The following is a 23,594-nucleotide window of genomic DNA, read 5'->3' as shown; positions in this document are numbered from 1 at the left end:
CCAACTGTACTTCCATTGATTTTTCATACACTTATAGAAATAGATTGAATTACTTATTTATTACATATGTTAGCCAGTGTCAGAAAGTGACACTTTATGTCACTTTCTTGAGCAGGTTGCTAAATATTTCTTTAAGCCACCATTCCATGGATAAATCTTTAATGCACGTTCAGCAACTAAACAACTTTGTTGTTTAGCCTCTAACGCCTCAAAGCCGTTAATGACATCTTCAAATAGTTTTAAGTCAGGATTAATATCTAATTCCTGTTGAAACTGATTGAGTAGTTGGGTGATTTTCTGTTTATCGTCATTTTTAATTGCATAGTAGAGCACGCTACGGTTCGCCATCGCTCTGGCATCAGCTTGAAAATAAGGATTTATCAATGCCTGCTGAAGTGGCTTATCAGTTGAGCGACCATAGACATAATCAGTGATATCTTTTTGTGCCGAGGCTGTTTGTAATAAAAATATTAATGAAGTAAGGCCAAATACAAATGTAATACCCCGGATAGAATGCTTTGCCTTCAGACTAAGTTGATTACTTTTATCAGTAGATATGGCTTTTAGTGCAACAAAAATAAGAAATAACCACACGAACCAGTGTAATGATGAAATATAAAATGGCAGTTCAAGCATGTTATGCGTAGATATGGGTAACAACAATGAAAAATAGGCGAAACTTGTTAACCCATAAAACCTTGCTACAGACCATAGTGTTGAAACTAACGCTATCAGAATACCAATAACGGCTATCGCCCCCCCCTCAATCGCCCACATCAGAATTTCATTGTGTGGGTGGCCAAGCGTGTATGGCATATGCTCAACATTTGGATACTTTGGATACAACTCAGCTGAATGATTTAACCACTCACTTTTATAACTCCCGATACCATGCCCAAAAACAGGTGATGATTGAATGGAATCCAGAGCAGCACCATAGATAACCACCCTAGCTTCTGAGTTGTTTGCCTTAACTAAGCCATATGTCTTATCAACAGTTTTATTCAAGCCAGACGGACCAGAAAACAATACATATGATGTTACTGAGCCCACTGACAACAAGACAATCACGCCAAGGAGTTTTGTTTTATTTTTCCTTAGTGTTTTTGCCAATCCTATAGTGAGGAAAATCAGCCCCAATGCTAAAGAAAGTAACCCAAGTCTAGAGCCCGATGATACTAAGACATAGGTACTCAATGTCATAGATACATAGAGAAATGCTTGGATTGTTTTTTTTGTATTTTCTAGTGATATAAACAGTAGATAAATAGCAATTAATAATGTTGTAGCTAGATAGCTAGCTGTAACATTCACCTGCTGGAAAATCGTCGTAGGCAATAAAGTTTTGGTACTTGTTATCGAGTTTTCGTCACTAGCTTGCAAGGGGTGCATTTGAACTATCCCATACAGAGAAATGAACAAACCCGATAGAACAATAAAAAACAGCACACGCTCAATAGACAAGCTTTTGAACTGAAACAAACCAAACAGAAAAATAACGCCTGCAAGGATGTATAAAATTCTGAATAACCAAGTCACAGGCTCAACCACACCCGCTATGACAGCCGATAATAAAATGCCGGCTGGCAACATCAATAGATAAAGGTAATTTTTGGGTAGAGTAATCGTGTCACTACTGGCGATATGCCAGAGCATATAACCAATAACCAATGTTGCAGCAAACCAAACCGAAATATTAAACGGTAAATCAAAACCCGTACCACCAATACTCGATGTAATGTAAAACGGCGAAATAACAAATAATAAAAACAGCAGACCTTCAAGAATTCTGCTGGGCGATAAAGATTGGTTTTGCATTGTGCAATATCCTTTTGGCTTTATTTATTCAATTCACATTGGCTTCAAATCAAACGCAATACAAATACGTTCCTCATCTGAGCTGAATGGAATGGTGCGATGGAAGCAGGATGAGGGAAACATCACCAAGTCACCTACTTCTGGAGCAATAGTCTTTGTGGGAAAGTTGTCGTGTTTTTTTGGGTAATCGTCACCATGCGTGCTTAGCTCAATACTACCTTCATGTTCGTGCTGCTTATTTTTTGGTAATGACAAGTACAGCGAACCACTGACCCAACCTTCCTCATGAATATGGGAAGTCAGGTGACCGCCACTTTTCATTTTCACATACCAGGAGCTGGCGAACTCGGTAGTTTTAGGGAACCCTTTCACAAACTGGCAGTTTTCACCTGCAAATGTTTGACGATACCGTTCCACTGCCTGAGCGACATATTCAGCCAGTTGTCGGAAGGAGGCTTCAGGGCGTTTAAATAAATTCCCAGAAGATTGCACACCGTTGTAGAGTCTTCCCTGCGACTTTTCATCCACATCGCAGGTATGAATATCTTGTAAAAGCTGATTTAAAAACACAGTATTGTTTTTTATCTCAGGTATTTCAGTATGAAACACAAAGTCCAGTGGATTTTTACAGAAGTTGTAATCATTCTCGGTGCCAAAGTTTTCAGCATAATGACCAGCCAGCGTGGCTAAAAATGGCGAGTTATCTTTACTGCGTTTTAATGCATCAAGGCCGTTTTTAAACTCCTCAAACTGCCCTGTTTTATACAGACAGTATAAAGAACGCTCCTGCCAGTCAGCATATTGTGAGCGTTGAAAATGTTCCAAGGCACCCTGCAAATCACCACTATCATAAAGGTAAACCGCCAAACTATAGTTTGCCATCGGTAAATCAGGATTGAGTTCTAAAGCCCGTTTATAGGCAGCAACGGATTCTTCATAGCGGCCTTGATCGCGTAACACTTCACCCACACTACGATGCACATCTGCATAATTCGGGTTGAGTTCTAATGCTTTGTTATACGCAGTAATGGCTTCACCTAATTTGCCTTGGTTTTTGTAGGCTGTGCCTAGGTTGAAGTAAATCTGAGCATCCGAATGAATGGCCAGTGCCCGCTTGTATGTGTCGATAGCTTCAACCAACATGCCCTGCTCTTGTAAAACAACCCCCAAGTTCACTATGGCTTCATAAAAGCCTGGTTCCAGATCGATGGCTTTTTGATAATTCTGACTTGCTTGGGGATATTGTTTTAAGGCTTGATGAGCAATGCCCATATTATAATAAGCGTCGACCAAACCAGGTTTGATACTAACGGCTTTTTTATAACTTTGAATGGCTTCTTCATGACGATTCATATTGGTCAGCAGCGCTGCCACATTAAAATGCATCTCAGCAATACTGGGATCAATTTTTATCGCTTTGCGAAAAGCGTCGACAGCCTCTTTGGTTTTATTTTGTCCGGCGAGAGCATTACCGTACAAGTTATGCAAGACAAAAGCGTTAGGAAACTGCTTTAACAATTTCTTCGCCATTGATTCTGCTACTGCTAGCTGGCCAGAATTCAAAGCATTCACAATGGGTTGAATTTCAGCTTGAGATACTTGTCTTAATGAGGCATTTTTTTTCATGTTGAGCTCAGGGTCTTGAATTCAGCGGTTAGAGGTATCATTTAAAGCAGTTGAATGTAGCGTAGGGAATTTCTTCCCGCAACACTTGATTAAGCATCAAACCTCACAGTCATTGACTCATTTACTTTAAGGTTAAAGAAATCAGATGGATACAGTAACACAAGCTTTACTCGGTGGCGCCGTAGGGTATATGGTCGCGGGTAAAAAAGCCCCACGAAAAGCGGTGTTATGGGGAGCAGCGATAGCTGTATTACCTGATTTAGATATTTTCATTCCTCATGAAACCGATTTAGCGTCCATGACTTTACACCGTAGCTGGACACACTCCTGGTTTGTGCAGACAGCTATTGCTCCTTTACTAGCTATGTTATTCCATCGTTTCGACCGGAATAAAACGTTTAGCTACCTTACATGGTTTCTCCTTACCTGGTTAGCTTTGACAACTCATTCCGCTCTTGATGGCCTGACCGTCTATGGCACGCAGTTATTCTGGCCGCTCATGCCAAGCCCGGTCTCTGGTGGCAGCGTGTTTATTATCGATCCCACCTACTCTATACCCCTATTAATAGGGATTTTGGCAGTGTTACTTTCCCCTGATAAACCGTTCAGTCACAAACTGATGCGTTACACCTTTGGGTTTAGTTGCTTATATCTGACGTGGGGAGTATTTGCTCAGCAGTGGGTGGAACACGAAGCTGAAACAGCTTTCAAAGAACAAGGTATCGAGATTGACCACATGCAAGTTTCAGCGACGGCGTTTAACACAATTTTGTGGCGAGTGGTTGCCGTCAATGATGCTCATTACTACGAAGGGTTTCACTCTTTATTAGAAGGGAATCAGCCCATCATTTTAAAGACATACCCACGTGGTGCCGAACTCATCGATAAGGTGGATCATTACCCAAGCTATAAACGCATCAACTGGTTCACCCGTGGTTTATTCAAGCTTGAGCTGCAAGGTAATCAAGTGATTGCTTCAGACTTACGTATGGGTATGGAGCCAAGTTATTTTTTCCGCTTTCAAATTGCCGAAAAACAACAGCAACGGTTTATGCCCGTTACGCCAAACCGGTTTCCAACCCAGAGTCATCGACGGGATGGCGTGCGTTGGGTGTGGCAACGTATCTGGAATCCGGCTGTAGAATTCAATCCACAGCTGAACTAGATAAACACCTATAAACAACACTTTTAACAGGTTTTCTGTATTGGTTAATTTTGATGTAATGGTGTCATGACACAGACAACTGAAACCAACTTCACTAACGGCCTGCTGAACTGGCAGTTTGATAATCAATTTGTTCAGCGTTTACCCGCCGATCCAGAAACAAAAAATTTCCGGCGACAAGTGTTAGGTGCCTGTTATTCCTATGTCACGCCAAGGACAGTCACATCCCCTACGCTGCTGGCTTATTCAACTGAGATGGCTCATGAACTTGGCTTGAGTGATGAGGATTGTCAAAGTGGGTTATTTACAAACGTCTTTGTAGGCAATCAGAAACTCAGAGGCATGCAGCCTCATGCCCAATGTTATGGTGGTCACCAATTTGGCAATTGGGCTGGTCAACTGGGTGATGGTCGAGCGCTCAATCTTGGTGAAATAATGGGTGAGTCGGGTCAACGTTGGAGCTTACAACTTAAAGGCTCTGGTGAAACCCCTTATTCACGCTCTGCTGATGGTCTTGCTGTGTTACGTTCTTCGGTGCGAGAATTTTTATGTAGTGAAGCCATGTACCATCTTGGCGTGCCGACCACTCGTGCATTAAGTCTGATAACGACTGGTGACGAAGTCATTCGGGATATGTTTTACGATGGACGGCCACAAAGCGAACCCGGTGCTGTGGTGTGTCGGGTTGCCCCATCGTTTCTACGTCTCGGCAGTTACGAAATCTTCAGTGCCCAAGGCGATATTAAAACCTTAAAAACACTGGTTGATTACACCATCGAGTCTTTTTTCCCCCACTTAGGTGCACCAGGTAAGCAAACCTATTTAGACTGGTTCCAAGAAGTGTGTGAACGCACAGCCGATATGGTGGTGGACTGGATGCGAGTCGGTTTTGTGCATGGTGTGTTTAATACTGATAACACGTCTGTTCTTGGTCTCACCATTGACTATGGCCCTTATGGTTGGATTGATGACTACGATCCTAACTGGACCCCAAATACCACTGATGCTACCGGCAAACGTTATCGCTTTGGTGCTCAGCCACAAATTGCTCAGTGGAACCTATTACAAATGGCCAACGCTATCTATCCTTTAATAGAGGATGCTGAAGCCTTGAGAAACATTCTGAACGACTATGTCACGCTCTACACGGATAAATGGCAACAAATGCGCGCAGATAAATTAGGCTTAGCTGCGTTTAACGCAGCTGATGAAGAGTTACATCAAGAACTGAATCGCATCATGCAGCTCACCGAAACCGATATGACCTTATTTTATCGGCATTTAGCTGATATTCGCATCGAAGATAAAGACAAAACAGATGATGAGATTCTTTCGCCCATCATGGTGGCTTTTTACTCACCGGATGCATTGACTCAAGCAGACAAAGAAGATATCGCACAATGGCTAAGAACCTATCTTGGTCGTGTTGAGGAAGACGGTATCAGCGATGACAAGCGACAGAGCAAAATGAATGCGATCAACCCGAAATATGTGTTGCGTAATTATTTGTCACAGCTGGCCATTGATAAGGCTGAGCAAGGCGATCCCAGTCTCATAAACGAACTATTAGATGTGATGCGCCATCCCTATGATGAGCAACCTCAATATGAACAATACGCGGCTAAACGCCCTGACTGGGCCAGGAACAAACCCGGCTGTTCCATGCTCTCATGTAGTTCATAGTCAATTAATAAGGAAATGACAGTGAAACTCGCCAAGACACTCTCCGCGTTTGCCCTTATTTTCAGTAGCCAGTTTATCGCTGCAGATATCACTCGGGATAAAGACCTGACCATCGAAAAGTTAACAACAGATATTTCTCTTGGTTGGGGAATGGATTATCTGAATAACAAAACCCTACTTATTACCAGTCGCGAGGGTCAGTTATTTCAATACGATTTTGACACACACCAAAAAACGGAAATCCAAGGCTTACCTGAGGATATTCTGGTAGAAGGCCAAGGCGGTCTATTTGATGTTAAACACGCGCCGGACTTTGATAAAACAGGCTGGATTTATTTCAGTCATGCCAAAGACATTGATGGTGAGGGAGCAACTACACTCGCCAGAGCTAAACTGGATAACAATAAACTCATCGACTGGCAAGAATTACTGGTAACTCAATCTCGTACAGGCAACGACGTCCATTATGGTGGTCGTATTACTTTTGATGGTCAAGGCCATATTTTCCTGTCTGTGGGTGATCGTGGTGAGCGTCCAAACGGACAAAATTTAATGACTCATGCCGGCAGCATTTTACGACTGAATATGGATGGCACTGCAGCATCCGATAATCCATTTATTAATCAAGACAAGGCTCTGCCTGAAATTTGGAGCTATGGCCACCGTAACCCTCAAGGTTTGTTTTATAACCAACAAAATCAACAACTTTGGGAAATTGAACATGGACCACGCGGTGGTGATGAGATCAACTTAATCGAAGCCGGTAAAAACTACGGATGGCCAGAAATTTCTTACGGCAAAGAATACTGGGCGCCACTTTCCGTCGGCCATGGCACACATCAGGATGGTATGGAACAACCAGTGAAAACCTATATTCCATCTATCGCCCCAAGTAGCCTTATTCAATATCAGGGCACGTTGTTTCCTGAATGGCAAGGTAAACTTATTTCAGGCGCACTCAGTTTACAACATTTAAATATTGTCAGCCTTAATGAGAACAACGAAGCCGTTGACGAGCAACGTTTATTAGACACGCTCTCCAGCAGAGTTCGTAACGTCATTGAAGCACCCGATGGCGCTTTAATCATTAGTACTGATGCTGGCGCTGTATATCGAATTTCACCTGCACTTTCAGCAGAAAATTAGAGCTAGCCAAGACTTAGTTGTCAGCACAGAATCTTAATCTATTAAGATTCTGTGCATTATTTTTAACGGTTTCTTTTATCAAAAAAAGATAAAAATCACCACACGATATGTTCGGCATAACAAATAGCTACACCCTAAACGCCATAGGGCATGGCATCACACCATGCCCTTTTTTATTAAGCTCAGGCTGAATATTGGCCTGATAGTTTGGTCGCTAAATAATCTCTGTGCTGCTCTTCCATAAAGGCATCAGTGATACCGTAATGACTGATTTTCATCGTGTAAAAACGATCAAAATAATCTTGCACTGTCTGTTCAATTTCCTGATTAAAACCAACAGAAGCGGTCACAGTACTGCCGTTAGTGCGTTGTGTTACACGACCATCATTCAGTACAAGCTCACCATTTTTAAACACTTTTTCAGCATGGCGGAACATAACCGATTTGTCATCTTGTTCACGATAAACAGCAATGTCAGCTCTTGACCCTGGTTGTAACGTCCCTCTGTCATTCTGCCCCAGTAAACGGGCAGGCGCCGCTCGGGTCATAATCGCTATCTCATACAAACTGAATTCTTTTTTCAGATCTTTTAATAAGGTCATTTCGGTGATTTCAGGATGCAGATTTTCCAAACAAGCCATGCGATACTCATAACTCATTAATAAATGTAATAAGTCTGGATAACGGGTAAATGGCGCACCATTTGGATGATCAGTAGTAAAAAATAATCGCCATGGATCTTCTGATAGTAAAAATATCTCCAGGCCAATCGCCCACTGCAAGCCATTCACAAAGCTGGTTTGTTTGTATTGATAAGGCACGATACCACCACTGCCCTCATTCTCTGCATGCCAGACGTGCCATTTATTGGGACTGGCATCGCCACGACGAGCAAACTGTGCCATGACGTCACCTGACAAAGTCACCGTTTGACCAAATAGCACCTGCCCGACATCCATCGTAATATTCGGATAACGATTAAATGCTGCCATCAACTGAGCTGCAGCGGAAGAAAAACCAAACTTACCTTCATTGCCATAGCCATAAAACTGCACATGCGCCAGATGCATTGGCAATCCCTGCGCCGCTTCCATCGTATCGACAATCGTCTGGATGTTGCCTGGCGTTCCCAAGTTATTACAATGAACGTGAACAGGATGTGGTAATCCAGTCTGTACAGCAGCAGTCTGCAAGGTTTGTAATAACTGACGTGATGAAATGCCGTAATCACTTAAAACATCATCTAAATCAAAAGTTTCGGCACCCTCTTTAAATGCTTGTGATCCACCGGCGTTAATCACTTTTAAGCCTAGGGCTTTTGTTTTATGTAGCGTCCAGGCCACATAATCATTAATTTGTGACTGGCCCGCACCAGCACGGATTAAATTCACCAATAAATCATCACTACCTAGGATGGCTAAAGCCGCCGTATCGATAATAGGAATATCAGCAAATTCGGCATGCACTTGTGGTGCATTAACAGGCAACATCGCTGGTTCAACAACCATGCTATAGCCCATCTCAGTGTATTTATAACCGGTTTCGAACGACGACCAGCGCGCATTAGAGAAAGGTGTGACAGCTTGTCGCATCAAATGATTACGATGCTGCTCTGGCAGCAATAACCGAGCTGTGTTGACGTTACCTCCAGCAATATGACTGTGTATATCAATGCCACCGGCCATCACAATGTCACCCTTCACATCATAGATGCTGGCTTTCTGCTGTTGATCTAAGTCTGGTGTGTCACAAATTCTGTCCTCTTTGAACCAGATATCACGAATCTCGCCATTCCAATTCTGAACAGGGTCAAAGGCACGGGCATTTTTGATACAAGAATACATAAAACCTCACTGACGCTTGATAACACAGTCTGATAAAGCAGCTCGGATGGCCACTGGTGACAACGGCCTAGTACTAATAAACTCGATCAGGCTCTCCTTCACTGGCACCGAGTTTTGGCTAAAATGAAGCTCAGTGTAGACCTGATTGATAAAAAGTGTGCCCATCTCGGTACTGACAACCGCTTTGAGCCGTTCAACTTCCGATTCACGGCAAAACTGTAATAAGGCCGACTCATCGAATTGATACGTATTATCGAAACGAAAACCAAGGCTTTGCCAACCATCGTCTTGATGTTCATAAACATCAAGGCCACTTTCAGCCTGTTGTTGGCTAATTTTCTGGTCCTGTCTGGGCTCAGGCACCTTTTGCCAAACAGCACGTTTGAATGAAGAAGGCCTATCCAGAAATGAGAGTGATAGCTCGCCCCACTCTGTATGATGCGTAGGTGTGCTATGAGACTCGAACTTATGGAGAAAATTCTGCATCGATACTAAGTCTGCTTGTTGCTGATCATCATACTTATTCACGACAATCAGATCGGCCACTTCTAATTGCTGCACAAATATCTCATGAGTGATGTAACGCTCATCACTAAAATGACGAGCATCGACTAAGGTAATGGTCGCCGCTAAATCAATCCAGTCTCGATATTGCCTGCTTGTGAGGATATCCAATACTTCTTTAGGATGACCGAGGCCACTAGGTTCAATCAATAACCTATCTGGCTGCACTTCCCGTAGGATCTGATTTAACGCTACGGTGACAGGTAAGCCTGCCGTGCAGCACATGCATCCGCCCGGTACTTCTTTGATAATTAAGCCATCAGATTCTGAAGAATCTGACGATAGCAACGCTTTATCCAGCCCCACCTCGCCAAACTCATTCACCAGAACGGCCCACCTCTCAGTTTCTGGCTTTTTCTTGAGTAAGGACATAATCGCCGTTGTTTTCCCTACTCCCAAAAAACCGGTGATGATATTTGTCGGAATTGGCTGCATGGTGTCAGCGTTCATGAAAAACGCTTACCTTGCGCCACAGTAACACCCCAAACACCAAACTCAGTAACAACAGTTTCAGAGAACCCTGCCAGATAAATACAGCATTATCAGGCTGGTAATTAAAACTGGGGATATCAGCAAAATCTGTTTTTTCAAAAGCGGTATCGAAGAAATAAAATGACCAGAAGAAATCACGTAATGACTGTTGATACTCTGCAACTTGCTGATTGAAATCAACATTCGCCAACATATCGCTATTCGCCAAGCGATTAAAACTGTATTGCATTGTCATTACTGGGGAAAACCATGAAAAAGCCTGGCCTTGCTGGTGACTGGCTAACTGACTCTGGTAACGTTTTTCGACTAGATCACTAACCACGACATCACTCATCTGCTGCTGCCCGTAATACCAACGCCAGTCAAATTCATCACCCAACGGGGCGGTAGGCGTCCATTGTGGAAACTTCGCGAGATAAGCCTCAAAGTCAGCTTTCTTATCTTTATCCCAGCTATCATTCATATATTGACGCTGCTCAAACACGATCGCTGCATCTTTCCCAGCTTCTTGTTGTTGAATTTGATAGAGATAAGCCATACCCGGCACAATAAATGTAAACACCAGCCAAATACTAATGAGTGACAGATAATTGAAACTGGCTTCTTTATTCAAAAATACAATCCAGCCACAAATCAGCCACCAACACAGTTGATACAAAACAACTTGTAGTAAGACTGCCAACCAACTGCTATCTATTGTGACCGATGTCATCCATGTGGCTAACACCAATAAAGTCATATTGACGGTCAATACCATCAAAGCGGGTACAGCCATCTTTCTGAAAATTAACTGTGTACCCTTCGATACCTGAGCCACTAACATTGGCCAGCGACCGCTACTTTTTTCATCGGCCAATAGATTAATAGTCATTGCACCAATCAATAGTGGCATCAGGTATAACCATAAAAAGGATAAATCAAATTGACCAAAACGCTGAGCGTCAGTATTGCCAAGCGCGTTAGCATTCACCTGACTCTGTAGACCTAACAATCTGACACGTAAATGATTGGCAGACTCATCACGTTCCCCCCGAAACAAGGCTGACCATGCCTGCGGTAGCTGAGCAACAGGATGAAATAAGTAATAGCCCATATAGCCAAGCTGTAATTGTTGTTTATCAAACTGCTCTTGATAGTGCTCAATCTCATTCTGATAAAAAGTTTCAGCCAACTGATAATGCTCTAATTCACGCTCATAGGTGACCTGACTTAGACTAATGGCAACAACGCCTGCAACAAGATAGGTCAACAACAACCATTTATTTAGCCTGTTCGCCCAAAACAGTTTCATTTCAATAGCAAACAGATTCATAGACTCACCTTCGGTCTGGTAAGAGTAATGGCCGCCAACAAACACAGGAACCAAACCATAATAACGGCAACAGAAGCGGCCATGGTTGGCCATTCTTGTTTTAACTTCGTCGCTTCATAATCAAACTTGGCCAGTTCAGACCAATGTGACTGAGATATACGTGTCTCACGGTCCTTAGCCAGATCGACTTCATGGATATGGATATCATTCAAAGACTGAATTAATTGATAACGGTAGGCTTCAGCTGCTTGTTCGAACTCTCTGATATGCTCATAACTGGTACCACTGAGTTGGTTGGATAGTCGACTCGTTACCAGGTAAGGCGATATTAGGGACAAACCAGAAACCCAGGCATTTTGTTTGGCTATCTGAGCTAAAAGCTGCTCATATTGCTGCTCAAAGACTTCACTGGTTATTCTCTCACCTTCCTGCATCAACAATCCCTTCCAATTCACAGGCAAGTCTTCAACACGATCAACGCCATATGCTTGTAGTGCTTTCTCTCGGAAATCATTGAAATACGGATCATCAGGATCGTGAGAGTCCCCGACTTTGGCAACAGCTTGTGTTGTTTGAATATCAAACACTGCTTTATCCGGTAAAGGATAACGCCACTCTGCTACCGCATAAGCTAGCTTTGGTAACACCACTACCATCACCAGCCACAGTAATAGAGATGAGGATAGGCTCTGATTATTCCCTTGTGCTAATGTCGATACCAATAAAATCAGACCGATCCATATCATGCAATACAGAAAATACAGTGCAAATAACATGGCAAAGCGTGCATAAACATCGCCACTTGCCTCGCCCAGCACCAAAAACAATGCGGCCACAGAAAAGACCAGTGCCAGAAAAAGTAGTGAAATAAATAAGAACGCTAATGCTTTGCCGACAATCAGTTGACGAAAACTGACGCCAAGCGCAATTACCTGTCTTAATGTGCCCTGCTGACGCTCACCACTGATACTTTTATAAGCTAACGCAATCAGCACTAAAGGCCAGACGACCAATATCAGCGTTGCGCCGGATAAATAACCCAACTGCATATAGCTATGGCTACTTAAATATTGCTTAAACTGACTGCTGTTTTGTCGATGTGCTTCCAAAAACAACACATTACCCACAAAAGGGTTTACACCAGCATCAATGAAACTTAATGGTGAGATAACTCGAAACACCATGGCACCATAATGTGCAGCTCGGTGCGGGTGACGGTCCGGCTGAGCTTCCCACTCGGCATCATTGGTTTCCTGCCACTGTTTTTGTACGGCAATAAAATCTTGCTGCTGTTGCCAGTGGCTAAAAGCCACTAGCACAGTCAACATAAGCATCAGGGGTAATAAAATTTTCAGCGTTTTATGACGCCATTGCTCCACTAATTCGTGACGCGCTATCGTAAAAAGCATGTCCACACCCATTAAAAGCGATACAGGACAGAAACAGAGGCATTGATACCGTCACCAGGAGAATAAATAATGTCTGAACCATTCTGAGAATTATCATAGACATATTCATAATATTCGTTGAACAAATTATTCACTTGCAGATTAATCGTTCCCCAGCCAGCGTCGTAGTCAACACTGGTATTAACCAGATTAAACTTACCGTACTTGCCTCCATCATTGGCTTCATTTACATAAGCGCTAGCCTGAGCATCATAATGCACTCGCCAAGTAACGGCTGGGGTCACTTGATAACTCACTCCCATCGAGGCAGTGTAAGAAGGAATACTACGTAATTCATTCCCCTTATTCTCACCTTCTGTACGAATCTCAGAATCCGCAGTAGTAAAATTACCCCAAAGCGTGACGAGGTCAGTTACTCCCCAATTAAAGCCAAAGTCCAGACCTTTTCGCATGGTTTCACCAACATTTTGTGAGGTATTGTCAATGGTGACATATTCATCACTGGCTTTCTGTTGCCAATACGATAAACGTAATTCCAGACTATCGAGTGCCAACCACTTAGTGCCCACTTCCCAGCCATCATTCAACGAAACATCACGCTCCGAGCGATCACCTGCGGTATAGGCTGCTGCACTCGTTGGCGTTTGGAAACTTCTGCCATAGTTTGCAAATACGGTAACGCTGTCTGATGGGTAAAAGAACAAGTTTAATTTTGGCTGCATGATGGTGCCAAAATCATAAATATCTCTCTTCGTACCGGCAAATTTACCATCACCAGTAAATCTGTCTGCTCGAATTGCCACATTCCAGGCAAACCAATCTAATGGTGTATTGGCTAGCTCTAAATAACTACCATAGTTGATAAAATCGAACTCATAATCTCTGAGTACATTTGAGTTATCACGTTGCCGAGCGTTATTAACTGTGCCAAATCGTTGCTCGATGACCTTCTGTTTCTCTACATTCACTCCCCAGTTCAGTGTCCAATCACGGTTTAACTGCCAGTTAAGAGAAGAAATAACGCCATAATGATCTTGATCATCATAACGATTTTGTAAGGAGTTACCTGCAGTAAATCTGACCCAACGCTCTCTTTCATAATGATTAAAGTAGGACTTTAACGACCAGTCCACACTATCGGAAAAAGCATGGTCAAAGTGCAAACTATAGGATTGTGTGTTTTTATCACCACCATCTTGTCTGGCATAGCTTGCTGAGCGAGTTGGGTGTTTTCTAGCCTCTTCTTGCGTTAAGTAGCCTGGGGCATCGGCATCATAGTCTGACGCACGAACAATCAAGCCTAAGGAGGTATCATCTGAAAAATCATAAAACCAACGACCAGAGACAGAATATTTATCCAGCTCAAAATTATCACGATAACCATCAGATTGACGGTAACCAAAGAAATAATTATGTCTCAACTTTCCGGTTTGTTCTCCCGCATAGGCTTGTACTTCACGCGCGTTATAACTGCCTGCAGTAACTTGTACTTCACGCCCTAAATCTGAACGTGTTTCGATGTTGTAATTACCAGCAACATTCAACAAACCATAACGTGGATCACTGGTGCCTTTGAAGACGGTGATATTACTGATATCTCCAGGAAATAACTGATCCATTTCACTGTAACCATTGTGTAAATTGGTAGGGATACCATCAATCAGTAACTTAGCATGTGGTGATGAACCTTCAGCAGCAAATCCACGTATACCGATATCGGTATTAATAATGCCTTGGTTATAACGAGCAAAATAAACGCCGGGGACTTTGGTGAATAATTCCATCGTGTTATTGATGTGACTTTGAGCCAATTCCTCACGTGAAATACTATCGACAGACCCTGCTAAATTCGTATCGCTATAATCTGGCGCATCGCCCACCACAATCATGGGAGAAATTGTTGCCGATGAGCTCTCATCAGCCAAGACTCCGACAGGAAATAATGCTGATAAGACGAGGCTGGTTATAAGGTTTTTTTTCACAGTAAAACCTTTAAGCTGAAAATTGGTTGAAATAGTGTTCTGTTAGATCAGGTAACGTCAGTTGTTCGTTTTTTATGAATTGTTTTAACTGCCCCTGACTCATAATGCCGATGTGATCAGATAGCTGATGTGCACAGAGCAAGTCATGCGTCACAATCAATACCGCTGTGCCCCGTTCTTTAATGGTGTTAACCACATCGATAAACTCTTGTGTTGCGACAGGATCAAGGCCTGAAGTGGGTTCGTCCATCAACACCAGTTTGGCGTGCTTGAGTAAAGCAAAGGCAATAGCCACTTTTTGGCGCATGCCTTTAGAGAAGCTGCCAACTTTGCGATCAAGTTGATTTTCTGTGATGCCAGTTCTGATTAGAACATCTTTAATCTCACCATCACTGACACGCATTTTGGCGAGTTCAGCTAGATAGGCGATATTTTCTATTGCAGTGAAATTAGGATAGAGATGCACATTTTCTGGGATATACATCATCTGTTCGCGGCAAGCCGATCGCTGGTGATACATATCCAGTCCATCTAAAACAGCACTACCAGAATCAGGTTTAATAAAACCCAGTAACATATTGAGTGTAGTTGTTTTTCCTGCACCGTTTGCTCCAAGAAGACATAGAATTTCACCTGAAGCGACAGTAAAATTTAAATCATTAACCGCATGATTTTTTCCATAAAACTTGTTTAAATTACTGACTTCTAGCATGTCTAATTCGGTTCCTCGAGGTAGTTTTTAATGAGAATCAATCGTAAAATAGTGATGTATCATATCATTATGTACACCAAATAAAACCCAGTCTTTCTGGGTTTTATTTGGTTTGGCAGTTTTCACACAAGCCGTGAAGTTCTAACTGTGGGCTATTAAGCTGGAAATGATTCTGTTGAATGCTTTTTTCCAAGGCTTCTATCAGCTTGGTATCAATACCCACTTCACTCACGGATTGGCAATTGTCACAAATCAGAAACTGCGGTGTTTCGTGTTTGTGATTACACGTGATGTGTGAGCAGGCCAGAAACTTATTCGTTGAAGCCAACTTATGCACTAAGCCTTGCTCAATAAGAAATTCCAGCATTCTGTACACTGACATAGCTGGTATTTTTTCACCCATTTTACGTTGATACAAATCAGCAAGTTCATAGGCTGACTGTGGCTGAGCGTTTTCTAGTAAAAGCTCCAGGACCACCTTACGCTTGGGTGTTAGCTTGCCTCCATGTTCAATACAACTTTTTTCGGCTTGATTAATTGCTTTTTTTGTATCCATATCGTCACTTTGGAGAGTAAGGTTCATCACTCGCTATCATCATTGATGAGCGACTAATGATAACGGAATTTTAACAGTTAACCCATCCACTCTGTAATGCACCATATAAAATCACTAGTATTCCTCGCTCAGGCAAAGTCTATACCGAGCAGTAAACGTGGTGAAAGGGCCGAAGCCGATGGCGATCGATGCACCAGTGCTGGCAATGATGAGTTCGGCCATGCCTGCCCTTTCATCAATAAAACATCACCAGGAGAAGCCTGTTGAATCGCTTCTTCGTTGATATATATGCCCGACGTTTCATCTGGCAGACCATTGGCTCCAGCACCCAGCTTCGTTCTGTCAACATTATCTTCAGTTAACCACTGCGTGGTATTTCCTGCATAAGTGGATACCAAACGACACATTAATTTATCAACATGAAAGCGTGGACACATTGTTTTATTCAATAACTCCAGTCGCAAGCCTACATGACTCAAATCAAATAAGTCTGCAAAGATTTCCGCTATGGAGGCGATGTCATTTTCTAAAGCAGTGTATGCCTGCTGCTTTAAAGAGCCTCTCAACCATTCATGAACTTCAGAGGGTTTAAGTACCGCTCGGAATGCAAAGCTGGTGTGGGTATTGAGTAAAGCGGACACATCTTCTGTTATGGCCGCATTCAGTTGTCTTTGCCAAACAACCAGATTCACGAACTGATCATAAATATCTGCTAAATCAATGGTATCTGATGCATACTTGATGTGATTAATTGATTCGGTTTTGTTGATTGCTAATGCTGTCATTGTGATTGCCATGAAGGAAAAGGATCAGGTAATGTCTGCCATAGAGCTTTGCCTGCGAGCAGTTCCTCATCTGTTAATAAGCAGGCATCAAGCTGCTCTTTAACTTGTGACTCATTCAGGTTCTGGCCAATAAAGACTAACTCCTGACGCATGTCACCAAATGGTTCTTGCCAATGTTCCATGATGACTTCTCTAGACTCTTCATCTTCAGGCCAGCGATCTTCTGGCACGGCTTTCCAAAACATGCCAGCAAAACCGTGATGAGCAATACCACCAGCTTGACTCCAGTGACCTGCAAATTGTGGACGGCTGGCTAACCAGAAATAGCCTTTGGAACGAATCAACTTACCGTCAGGCCAATCCTGATGCAAAAACAGATAAAACTTCTCAGGATGAAATGGCTTACGTGCAACATATGAAAAACTACTGATGCCATACTCTTCGGTTTCAGGTACGTGCTCACCCCTGGCCTCTTTTAACCAGCCTGGTGCTTGTGAGGCTTTCTCAAAATCAAACTTATGCGTAGCCAAGACTTTGTCCAGCGACACTTTTCCGTGCTGTAAGGGAATGATATCTGCTTGTGTGTTCAGACTTCTCAATATGGAAGTTAACTCTTCCAGATCCTCTTTTTTGCATAAGTCAGTCTTGCTAACAAGAATGACATCACAAAACTCAACCTGCTCAATCAGCAGATCGGCCACACTGCGCATATCTTCCTCACCGAGATGCTTACCTTTATCTTGAAGAAGTTCAGCTTCACGAAAATCTTTCAAAAAGTTGATAGCATCGACCACCGTGACCATGGTATCGAGACGAGCTATGGTAGAGAGACTATCACCCTCTTCATCCGCAAACGTGAATGTTTCTGCTACGGGTAAGGGTTCTGAAATGCCAGTTGATTCAATCACGAGATAATCAAAACGGCCTTCATCTGCCAGACGTTTGACTTCAATCAACAAATCTTCACGTAAAGTACAGCAGATGCAGCCGTTACTCATTTCCATCAGCTTTTCTTCAGCACGATTGAAATCAACTTCATTGTTAAGCTGTTGTGCATCAATATTGATTTCACTCATATCATTCACAATAACCGCCACTTTTCTACCTTCACGATTATTCAGAATGTGGTTGAGTACGGTCGTTTTACCTGCCCCTAAAAAACCAGATAAAACAGTTACCGGCAGTCGATTATCGTTTGTCTTCATAACGTCGTTCTCTTTTTTCATTTATGTTCTTGATATCCGTGCTGTATTCCGCTGTGGGCCTAATCAGTAAGCGTTTTATACCAATAGGATCACCGCTTTCCAGACAATAGCCATACTCTCCTTGACGTATTCGCTGCCGGGCTTTATCAATTTTAGGAATAAGCTGACGTTTACGGTCTGCCAGTCTTAATGCTATCTGCGCCTCTTCTTCGAGTGTGGCTCTATCAGACACATCGCTGACTCTGCCATAGTTGATGTCTTGCTTTGACGCTTCAATTTCGTCTAGTGTCTCTTGTCGTAATTGAAGCAATCTGGCATCAAAGAAAGCTAATTGTTCTTCATTCATATAGTCATCTTCTGACATGGCCATTAGTGCTTTCTCATCCATTGCTAGGCTCCATCATCTGCACGTTTTTTGTAGTTAATTGGCGATTCCAGAAGTGCCCACTCATAATGAAAAGTGCTGCCGGGACGGTGATCCAAAACTCATAATATTCTGGTAAGAAAAATGTTGAAACTAAGGCGCTAATGCCCAAGCTCACTAAGATCATGGGTAAATAACTACCGTGTTGTATATATGAAAATGGCAAACTCAACAGCGCTAAAATGATGACGGGGATCAACAACAATAAATGCACCCACGGTGATTCAAATGAGCTGCTTGCAGCGCCAAATAAAGCCAAACTAATGATTATCGGTGTCGCTAAGCAGTGCACCAGACAAAGCCCTGAACAGGCGATAGCGATATTATCTTTCATCTCAACCTCACAATTAATGATATATCGTATCATATTGCCAATGATTGAATGATGCAAGAAAAAACAAAAACCTGAAATAACGGATACTAGATGCAGATAAAAAAACAGCAGATATTAGGAATAACGGATAGCCAAGACAAAGTAGACTTTTTTCTGACCTGCGACCTCTATCACGACTTCATCATCCAGCGTTTTACCCAATAACTGACGAGCTAATGGCGAGTCGATACTGATATAACCTTTTGAGGCATCAATCTCATCGGGCCCGACAATGCGATATTCTTTTTCATCACCGGCCTCTGTCTCGACCGTTACCCAGGCGGCAAAAAAAATCTGTGACTGATTATCCGGTGCTTGATCCACGACTTTTAAATCAGGCAGCCTTTTTTGCAGGTAACGAATACGGCGATCGATCTCACGTAATTCTTTTTTACGATAGATATATTCTGCATTTTCAGAGCGGTCCCCTTCTGCTGCTGCGGCAGACAATGCTTTAACCACATCACGACGCCGAGCCCAACGTTCCGTGAGTTCTTGATTAAGCAAAGCATAACCTTCTGCAGTGACATAGGGAGAAGAAGCCATATTTGGTCTCGAATTAAAAACAGCGAATTCTATCAGTATTTATCAGGCTTAATCAGCCTAGAGTGAGTGGCTTGTAATATCCAGCATCAATAACCTAAAAGGTTCACCACGTCTTTTACACTTTCGACTGAGTGCTGCAGTTTCATTTTTTCTTTATCAGTCAAATTGAGTTCGACAATGGCCTCTACTCCATTTTTACCTAAGATAGCAGGTAGCCCGATAAATAAATCGTTATAGCCATACTCCCCATGGGTTAACACTGCACTGGGAATCAATCTTCGCTGATCACGAAGTATTGATTCCACTGTTAATGCTGTCGCTGCGGCCGGCGCGTAGTAACTGCTATAACCGAGTAAATTCACAATCTCACCTCCACCATGGGCGGTTCTGTGAATGATCTGCTCCAGCCGGTCTTCATGAATTAATTCTAAAATGGGTATACCTGAAATCGTAGTGTGAGTTGGTAGTGGCACCATTGCATCACCATGCCCACCGATAACCATGCCATTGACATCTTTCACACTGACACCTAATTCCATTGCGATAAAGGTTTTGTAGCGTGTGGTATCTAAAGCACCAGCCTGTCCAATAATGCGTTCACTAGGAAATCCAGTGATCTGTTTCACGACATGACACATCGCTTCAATCGGATTGGTCACCATAATCACAATAGCGTCAGGAGCGAGGTTTTTAATATGTGCTGAAGCCTGCTCAATGACAGCTTGGTTAATTTTGATAAGTTCGTCACGACCTGGATATTTGCCCGTCTGCGGATTTTTGCGACGGGGCACACCTGCTGACACTACAACAATATCGGCATCAGCAATAATGTCAGGATTATCACTCCCTAAGATAGAGCAATCAAACCCCGCTGCAGGCCCTGCTTGCATTAAATCTAAAGCTTTACCTTCTGCCAGACTCTCATTGATATCAAATAAAACAATATCGCCTAATTCTTTCTGAGCCAACCATTGCGCCGTGGTCGCTCCCACATTGCCGGCACCATACAGTGCAATTTTATGTTTCACAGTAATACCTTATTAAATCTGGATCTGTTCCATTTACACATTAAGCTTATACTTCAGATCCTTGGCTTCATCGCCTGTCATTCCTCTGAATCCCCACTGATAAGGCGCCTGCTCATGAATGGTAATTTCAATATCATTAGGCGAAATGGCCAGTTGTCCTTCTATTTCACAAAATAAAGACCTGATAAGTTGTTTCTGCGTGTCTGGTTTTCGCCCTGACATCATATGTATTTCGATGACGGTATAGTCATCACTCCTGCCGCCGGGATAAAAGAAATCCTCTTTATCCATCGGAATAAAGCGATGTGCTCGTTTATCCTCAGGCAAACCAAGTACCGATTGCATACAAGAATGGATAACATCCGACAGTTGCATCTTGATTGGATTCAGCTTTTCTTTGATACCATAAATCACAATCACTTAATCTCTCCTTAATTGATAACCTAGCTATTCAATCATGCATTGGCAGGCTTGTGAATCAGTTCAGTTTGATGCATTTTTATACTGGTTTATGTGCTTGTTGCATCCAAAACAAGCTAAGTCAGATTCAAACCACCATCACATAACACGATTTCGCCGGTCAGGTAGGTGCTGGAAATGATCATAGCCGCTATATGCGCAATATCTTCTGGGCTGGCACCTCGCTGCATAGGCGACTTCTCTTTCCATAATGACTGTGCATCCAGCCAAGACGCTGTCATGGGTGTATCGACTAAACCAGGGGCAATAGCATTCACTCGAATAGCCGGAGATAAATTTAGCGCGAGCAGTTTTGTCATGTGATTTAACGCCGCTTTTGACGCAGCATACGGAATCGACGCCCCTTTTGGCCTGACGCCCGCGTGAGAACTAATATTAACAATACAACTAGGACAAGCGTCAGAAGCGGAAGCCCTCAAGGCAGACTCTGCTTCAGCGATTAACACCCAAGGCGCTATAACATTCACTTCATATAAATCACGCCAAACATCGGCGTCGGCTTGCTTCAGATCTTTATGCGGAATCATGGCATTGATACCCGCATTATTAACTAATACGTCCAACCGGCCGAACGCTGCCAGCACGGCCTCTATTAAACCTTTGGTTTGCTTTTGGTCTGCCAGATCAGCTTGAAAATAAGAGGCTTTCTTTAGCTGACTGGCGAATAATTTCCCCTCGTCAACTGAATTTTTAGAGTGTATAGCCACGGTGTAACCTTCATCAGCCAAACGTTGAGCAATCGCTCTGCCTATACCAGATGTTGAGCCGGTCACTAATGCCACGCGAGCACTATTTTGATTCGTCATTACTTTCCCATGAGTAGGTGCTGTGATCATCAGGGTCATTAAAAATGATGACTATCACATAATAAGACAGTCTTTAAAACGTGACTGAAAAGGCCTCTTTTCAATTATGTTTTTTAGTTTATTAAATTAAGACTCTATCACTGTTTCAGCTTTGCTTATTCTCTTCAAACACGACAAATTGATTTTTTCCAGCCAATTTAGCCTTATACATCGCGATATCAGCAGTTTTAATCATTTGTTTGGCATCAAGACTATTCCCCTGGCTGATAACCACACCAATGCTGGCTGAGATGGCAAGGGTCACATCACCAATAAATAACTCTTTCTGAATTAACGCCAGAATATCCTCAGCCACATTGATGGCATCTGATTTACTTTGTAACTGTGTGAGGGTCACGATAAATTCATCACCACCCAAACGAGAAACAGTATCAATCCCTTCTCTTACACAAGACAACAAGCGTTTACCGATTTCATATAACAATTGATCCCCGACATCATGTCCCTGTGTATCATTAACCTCTTTAAACCCATCAAGATCAATAAACAATAATGCTGTGTAGCTGTCATAGCGTGATGAAGCCAGAATCGCCTGTTCAAGCCTGTCCATACCTAACAACCGATTAGGTAAGTTAGTGACTGAATCATAATGAGCCAATTTCCGTAACTCATCCCGGTTATTTTCGAGCTGCTGGGCAGCCAGCCTGATGTGCCTGATGTATTTATTCATGAAGGTAGAAAATACAATCAGGATAATAATCACACACAAAACGATGACACCCGTAATAGGCAATATCTCAGTGATATACTGCTTTCCTGGCTGGTGAGGCTTCCATGTAGCATGGCCAATAACATTCCCATCGATATCTTTAATATCTTTAGCGATATAGTTTTTTTTCAATGGGCTATTGGTGGCTTGGATAGTGAGGTCATGTAAATGAAACTGTTTATCCCATTTTGTCAGGAGAGCCCGATCTAACTTACGAGTCATCATTAAGACACCATAAAGCTCACCTGTTTTGAGTTGGTCTGTTTGTTTATCTGCCACAATGACTGATGCAGCGATAACATGAATTTGACCATGAATACTGATATACGACGTGATAGGCTCAGGCGATTCGTAATCGGTTTGTATGGCTTGATCAAACATCCGTGCAAAAGCAGGCTCAGTATAAACCGAGCTACTAAGCTCCTCTCTTACGCCGTTTACGATACTGTCTTTTAGATTGCCGTCGTGTTCATAGATGATGACTTGGTTAATAGTAAAGGTATTGAATAAATAATCACTATCAAAGTTATCTTCGTAATATGATGCATCATCAACACCAGAAAGCGCCTCAGCCGCATCATTCCAGAAGCTGTAGTCATAAACCACTTTTCCTAAACTTTCACGCTCATTGTAAAAAACACTGTCGGAAACAGTTCGGGATGATGAAATCGCATTGTCATTCAAGTGATGGAATGACTGCACCATCAAATAGAGAAAGTAACTACCCAGAAAAAATAATAGTATGAATAAGCTATACATACTGGCTCTCATGTATTTCAACATAATATTGATTTGATGATTACTCATGAGAACCTCGTTAATGTCTTATTTATTTACTATATCAACTACATACATTACTTGCTCACAAC

The 23,594-nt window shown here is 42.5% G+C and carries 21 protein-coding genes; 3 read left to right on the top strand and 18 right to left on the bottom strand.

The features are described from left to right. Positions 1 to 99: 99 nt before the first annotated feature. Positions 100 to 1,818, bottom strand: a complete 1,719-nt coding sequence (locus B3V56_RS13075; RefSeq protein WP_289284391.1) for a PglL family O-oligosaccharyltransferase — start codon at positions 1,816 to 1,818, stop codon at positions 100 to 102. Between the two features lie 33 nt (positions 1,819 to 1,851). Then, entirely contained in the window at positions 1,852 to 3,444 is a 1,593-nt protein-coding gene (locus B3V56_RS13070; RefSeq protein ID WP_289282119.1) for a tetratricopeptide repeat protein, read from the bottom strand. Between the two features lie 145 nt (positions 3,445 to 3,589). Here B3V56_RS13070 and B3V56_RS13065 point away from each other — a divergent pair, with 145 nt between their 5' ends. The 3 genes from B3V56_RS13065 (at position 3,590) to B3V56_RS13055 (ending at position 7,438) form a co-directional block, all read left to right on the top strand. Further along, a complete protein-coding gene (locus B3V56_RS13065) occupies positions 3,590 to 4,609 on the top strand; it encodes a metal-dependent hydrolase (protein ID WP_289284390.1) in 1,020 nt (339 codons plus the stop codon). Between the two features lie 66 nt (positions 4,610 to 4,675). Further along, entirely contained in the window at positions 4,676 to 6,292 is a 1,617-nt protein-coding gene (locus B3V56_RS13060; protein WP_289284389.1) for a protein adenylyltransferase SelO, read from the top strand. A gap of 21 nt (positions 6,293 to 6,313) precedes the next feature. Beyond that, positions 6,314 to 7,438, top strand: coding sequence for a PQQ-dependent sugar dehydrogenase (locus B3V56_RS13055; protein WP_289284388.1), 1,125 nt, complete (start codon positions 6,314 to 6,316; stop codon positions 7,436 to 7,438). A 182-nt stretch (positions 7,439 to 7,620) separates the two neighbouring features. Here the strand turns inward: B3V56_RS13055 and B3V56_RS13050 are convergent, their stop codons facing one another. From B3V56_RS13050 to B3V56_RS12975, 16 genes are all read right to left on the bottom strand, one after another. Continuing rightward, positions 7,621 to 9,282: a formylmethanofuran dehydrogenase subunit A gene (locus B3V56_RS13050; RefSeq protein ID WP_289284387.1), complete on the bottom strand. Its 1,662-nt coding sequence runs from the start codon at positions 9,280 to 9,282 to the stop codon at positions 7,621 to 7,623. A gap of 6 nt (positions 9,283 to 9,288) precedes the next feature. Further along, positions 9,289 to 10,296 carry a CobW family GTP-binding protein gene (locus tag B3V56_RS13045; RefSeq protein WP_289284386.1) on the bottom strand — a complete coding sequence of 336 codons (1,008 nt, stop codon included), beginning with the start codon at positions 10,294 to 10,296 and terminating at the stop codon, positions 9,289 to 9,291. Further along, on the bottom strand, positions 10,286 to 11,650 hold the full coding sequence (locus tag B3V56_RS13040) for a DUF3526 domain-containing protein (RefSeq protein ID WP_289282110.1): 1,365 nt from the start codon (positions 11,648 to 11,650) through the stop codon (positions 10,286 to 10,288). The genes B3V56_RS13045 and B3V56_RS13040 overlap by 11 nt, the downstream gene beginning before the upstream one ends. After that, on the bottom strand, positions 11,647 to 13,059 hold the full coding sequence (locus B3V56_RS13035) for an ABC transporter permease (RefSeq protein ID WP_289282109.1): 1,413 nt from the start codon (positions 13,057 to 13,059) through the stop codon (positions 11,647 to 11,649). The genes B3V56_RS13040 and B3V56_RS13035 overlap by 4 nt, the downstream gene beginning before the upstream one ends. Before the next feature lie 11 nt (positions 13,060 to 13,070). Then, positions 13,071 to 15,041, bottom strand: a complete 1,971-nt coding sequence (locus B3V56_RS13030) for a TonB-dependent receptor (protein WP_289284385.1) — start codon at positions 15,039 to 15,041, stop codon at positions 13,071 to 13,073. 10 nt (positions 15,042 to 15,051) lie between these two features. Further along, the gene (locus B3V56_RS13025) at positions 15,052 to 15,753 is read right to left on the bottom strand and encodes an ABC transporter ATP-binding protein (protein WP_289282106.1); all 702 of its coding nucleotides are present in this window, start codon (positions 15,751 to 15,753) and stop codon (positions 15,052 to 15,054) included. 103 nt (positions 15,754 to 15,856) lie between these two features. Further along, a complete protein-coding gene (locus B3V56_RS13020; protein ID WP_286304365.1) occupies positions 15,857 to 16,309 on the bottom strand; it encodes a Fur family transcriptional regulator in 453 nt (150 codons plus the stop codon). 128 nt (positions 16,310 to 16,437) lie between these two features. After that, positions 16,438 to 17,094, bottom strand: coding sequence for a DUF1826 domain-containing protein (locus B3V56_RS13015; RefSeq protein ID WP_286304364.1), 657 nt, complete (start codon positions 17,092 to 17,094; stop codon positions 16,438 to 16,440). Then, entirely contained in the window at positions 17,091 to 18,299 is a 1,209-nt protein-coding gene (gene zigA, locus B3V56_RS13010; RefSeq protein ID WP_289282105.1) for a zinc metallochaperone GTPase ZigA, read from the bottom strand. Before zigA ends, B3V56_RS13015 begins: the two co-directional genes overlap by 4 nt. After that, entirely contained in the window at positions 18,283 to 18,687 is a 405-nt protein-coding gene (locus B3V56_RS13005) for a TraR/DksA C4-type zinc finger protein (protein ID WP_289282104.1), read from the bottom strand. Before B3V56_RS13005 ends, zigA begins: the two co-directional genes overlap by 17 nt. Beyond that, the gene (locus tag B3V56_RS13000; protein WP_289282103.1) at positions 18,680 to 19,057 is read right to left on the bottom strand and encodes a MerC domain-containing protein; all 378 of its coding nucleotides are present in this window, start codon (positions 19,055 to 19,057) and stop codon (positions 18,680 to 18,682) included. The genes B3V56_RS13005 and B3V56_RS13000 overlap by 8 nt, the downstream gene beginning before the upstream one ends. A gap of 114 nt (positions 19,058 to 19,171) precedes the next feature. Further along, positions 19,172 to 19,642, bottom strand: a complete 471-nt coding sequence (gene greB, locus B3V56_RS12995) for a transcription elongation factor GreB (RefSeq protein ID WP_289282102.1) — start codon at positions 19,640 to 19,642, stop codon at positions 19,172 to 19,174. 86 nt (positions 19,643 to 19,728) lie between these two features. Beyond that, positions 19,729 to 20,670: a malate dehydrogenase gene (gene mdh, locus B3V56_RS12990; protein WP_289284384.1), complete on the bottom strand. Its 942-nt coding sequence runs from the start codon at positions 20,668 to 20,670 to the stop codon at positions 19,729 to 19,731. Positions 20,671 to 20,703: 33 nt separating this feature from the next. After that, positions 20,704 to 21,090 (bottom strand): tautomerase family protein, encoded by a 387-nt coding sequence (locus tag B3V56_RS12985; protein WP_289284383.1) that lies wholly within the window; start codon positions 21,088 to 21,090, stop codon positions 20,704 to 20,706. A gap of 116 nt (positions 21,091 to 21,206) precedes the next feature. Then, positions 21,207 to 21,956 carry an SDR family NAD(P)-dependent oxidoreductase gene (locus B3V56_RS12980; protein ID WP_289282099.1) on the bottom strand — a complete coding sequence of 250 codons (750 nt, stop codon included), beginning with the start codon at positions 21,954 to 21,956 and terminating at the stop codon, positions 21,207 to 21,209. 145 nt (positions 21,957 to 22,101) lie between these two features. Further along, positions 22,102 to 23,532 (bottom strand): sensor domain-containing diguanylate cyclase, encoded by a 1,431-nt coding sequence (locus B3V56_RS12975; protein WP_289284382.1) that lies wholly within the window; start codon positions 23,530 to 23,532, stop codon positions 22,102 to 22,104. Between the last annotated feature and the right edge of the window lie 62 nt (positions 23,533 to 23,594).

Origin of the sequence: Methylophaga sp. UBA2513, from assembly GCF_002341285.1 — a bacterium.
GTDB lineage: Bacteria > Pseudomonadota > Gammaproteobacteria > Nitrosococcales > Methylophagaceae > Methylophaga > Methylophaga marina.
This window is presented reverse-complemented; position numbering and strand designations above follow the sequence as displayed.

What these genes read in the sequence shown, in the direction of transcription:
- B3V56_RS13075 (WP_289284391.1), bottom strand. Translation starts at nt 1,818, where the DNA reads ATGCAAAACCAATCTTTATCGCCCAGCAGAATTCTTGAAGGTCTGCTG.
- B3V56_RS13000 (WP_289282103.1), bottom strand. Translation starts at nt 19,057, where the DNA reads ATGAAAGATAATATCGCTATCGCCTGTTCAGGGCTTTGTCTGGTGCAC.
- B3V56_RS13065 (WP_289284390.1), top strand. Translation starts at nt 3,590, where the DNA reads ATGGATACAGTAACACAAGCTTTACTCGGTGGCGCCGTAGGGTATATG.
- B3V56_RS13020 (WP_286304365.1), bottom strand. Translation starts at nt 16,309, where the DNA reads ATGGATACAAAAAAAGCAATTAATCAAGCCGAAAAAAGTTGTATTGAA.
- B3V56_RS13035 (WP_289282109.1), bottom strand. Translation starts at nt 13,059, where the DNA reads ATGCTTTTTACGATAGCGCGTCACGAATTAGTGGAGCAATGGCGTCAT.
- B3V56_RS12980 (WP_289282099.1), bottom strand. Translation starts at nt 21,956, where the DNA reads ATGACGAATCAAAATAGTGCTCGCGTGGCATTAGTGACCGGCTCAACA.
- greB (WP_289282102.1), bottom strand. Translation starts at nt 19,642, where the DNA reads ATGGCTTCTTCTCCCTATGTCACTGCAGAAGGTTATGCTTTGCTTAAT.
- B3V56_RS13070 (WP_289282119.1), bottom strand. Translation starts at nt 3,444, where the DNA reads ATGAAAAAAAATGCCTCATTAAGACAAGTATCTCAAGCTGAAATTCAA.
- zigA (WP_289282105.1), bottom strand. Translation starts at nt 18,299, where the DNA reads ATGAAGACAAACGATAATCGACTGCCGGTAACTGTTTTATCTGGTTTT.
- B3V56_RS13050 (WP_289284387.1), bottom strand. Translation starts at nt 9,282, where the DNA reads ATGTATTCTTGTATCAAAAATGCCCGTGCCTTTGACCCTGTTCAGAAT.
- B3V56_RS13005 (WP_289282104.1), bottom strand. Translation starts at nt 18,687, where the DNA reads ATGGATGAGAAAGCACTAATGGCCATGTCAGAAGATGACTATATGAAT.
- B3V56_RS13045 (WP_289284386.1), bottom strand. Translation starts at nt 10,296, where the DNA reads ATGAACGCTGACACCATGCAGCCAATTCCGACAAATATCATCACCGGT.
- B3V56_RS13040 (WP_289282110.1), bottom strand. Translation starts at nt 11,650, where the DNA reads ATGAATCTGTTTGCTATTGAAATGAAACTGTTTTGGGCGAACAGGCTA.
- B3V56_RS13025 (WP_289282106.1), bottom strand. Translation starts at nt 15,753, where the DNA reads ATGCTAGAAGTCAGTAATTTAAACAAGTTTTATGGAAAAAATCATGCG.
- B3V56_RS12975 (WP_289284382.1), bottom strand. Translation starts at nt 23,532, where the DNA reads ATGAGTAATCATCAAATCAATATTATGTTGAAATACATGAGAGCCAGT.
- B3V56_RS13015 (WP_286304364.1), bottom strand. Translation starts at nt 17,094, where the DNA reads ATGACAGCATTAGCAATCAACAAAACCGAATCAATTAATCACATCAAG.
- B3V56_RS13060 (WP_289284389.1), top strand. Translation starts at nt 4,676, where the DNA reads ATGACACAGACAACTGAAACCAACTTCACTAACGGCCTGCTGAACTGG.